1 protein-coding gene is annotated in these 783 nt (G+C 65.9%); it reads left to right on the top strand.

The window, feature by feature from the left end; genetic code table 11:
- On the top strand, positions 1 to 720 hold a 720-nt coding region (locus GQB03_RS22610; protein WP_159694057.1), incomplete at its 5' end, for an electron transfer flavoprotein subunit beta/FixA family protein.
- Positions 721 to 783 lie beyond the last annotated feature (63 nt).

Here is a 783-nt window from a genome sequence, read left to right as displayed (position 1 = left end):
GTGGATTACAACGTGAAGGTCCGTGTGAAGGCGGACCAGTCGGGTGTAGAGCTTGCGAACGTGAAGATGTCGATCAACCCGTTCGACGAGATTGCGATCGAAGAGGCGGTGCGGCTCAAGGAAGCGGGCACGGCCACGGAGGTGGTGGCGGTGTCGTGCGGGGTAGCGCAGTGTCAGGAGACGCTGCGCACGGCGATGGCGATCGGTGCGGACCGCGGGATTCTGGTGCAGTCGGATGCCGAGTTGCAGCCGCTGGCGGTGGCCAAGCTGCTCAAGGCGCTGGTCGAGAAGGAAGCGCCGCAGCTGGTGATCCTCGGCAAGCAGGCGATCGACGACGATTCGAACCAGACCGGCCAGATGCTGGCCGCACTGCTGGGCTGGCCGCAGGCCACCTTTGCCTCGAAGGTCGAGGTGGGTGCGGGCTCGGTGAAGGTGACGCGCGAGATCGACGGCGGGCTCGAGACGCTCGAGCTGCCGCTGCCGGCGGTGGTCACTACCGATCTGCGGCTCAACGAGCCGCGTTACGCGACCCTGCCGAACATCATGAAGGCCAAGAAGAAGCCGCTCGAGACGGTCGAGCCGGGCGGGCTGGGGGTGGACGTGAGTCCGCGCCTGACCACGCTCAAGGTGGTCGAACCGGCCGGGCGCAGTGCCGGGGTGCTGGTGGCCGACGTGGCCCAGTTGGTCGACAAGCTCAAGAACGAAGCGAAGGTGATCTGACATGGCCATTCTCGTTATCGCGGAACACGACAACGCCGGCCTCAAGGCCGCCACCCTCAACAC

This window comes from Cognatazoarcus halotolerans, assembly GCF_009800965.1.
Taxonomy (GTDB): Bacteria; Pseudomonadota; Gammaproteobacteria; order Burkholderiales; family Rhodocyclaceae; genus Cognatazoarcus; species Cognatazoarcus halotolerans.
This window is presented reverse-complemented; position numbering and strand designations above follow the sequence as displayed.